Below are 494 nucleotides of genomic sequence, written 5' to 3'. Positions count from 1 at the left end.
CGCAAGCTACCTTGGCTTCTTCAAGTAAGCGGCGGCAAAATTTCATAGAATCAGGCTCAACCTTAGAGCAATTTACACAAAAGTATGTTGTGCTTGATAACAGCCTATTAAAAAGTTAAAAATTTTGCACACGGGAGAATTTGTAAATTTCATTGTAGAAATTTTAAGAAATTCAAATAATTATATGTTTTGATTTATGTAGCATTTTTGAATTTTAGATAAAGAATTTAAGATGGTGACCCATACGAGACTCGAACTCGTGTTACCAACGTGAGAGGCTGGTGTCCTAACCGCTAGACGAATGGGCCAACAGATATAAAAAGATAAAATGGTGCCCCGTGTAGGGCTCGAACCTACGACCCCATCATTAAGAGTGATATGCTCTACCAGCTGAGCTAACGAGGCACACACTAGAATTTTAAAATGGCGCGGCGGACGGGGCTCGAACCCGCGACCTCCGGCGTGACAGGCCGATATTCTAACCAACTGAACTA

Annotated in this window: 2 tRNA genes; both read right to left on the bottom strand. The window is 41.5% G+C overall.

The window, feature by feature from the left end:
- Window positions 1-233: 233 nt before the first annotated feature.
- A tRNA-Glu gene (locus tag ACHJH3_RS11270) sits at window positions 234-308 on the bottom strand.
- Window positions 309-329: 21 nt separating this feature from the next.
- A tRNA-Lys gene (locus tag ACHJH3_RS11265) sits at window positions 330-405 on the bottom strand.
- Between the last annotated feature and the right edge of the window lie 89 nt (window positions 406-494).

The sequence above is a fragment of the Campylobacter canis genome (assembly GCF_045504005.1).
Lineage (GTDB): Bacteria > Campylobacterota > Campylobacteria > Campylobacterales > Campylobacteraceae > Campylobacter_A > Campylobacter_A canis.
Note: the sequence above shows the minus strand (reverse complement) of the source record. Positions and strands in the feature narration are given on the sequence as shown.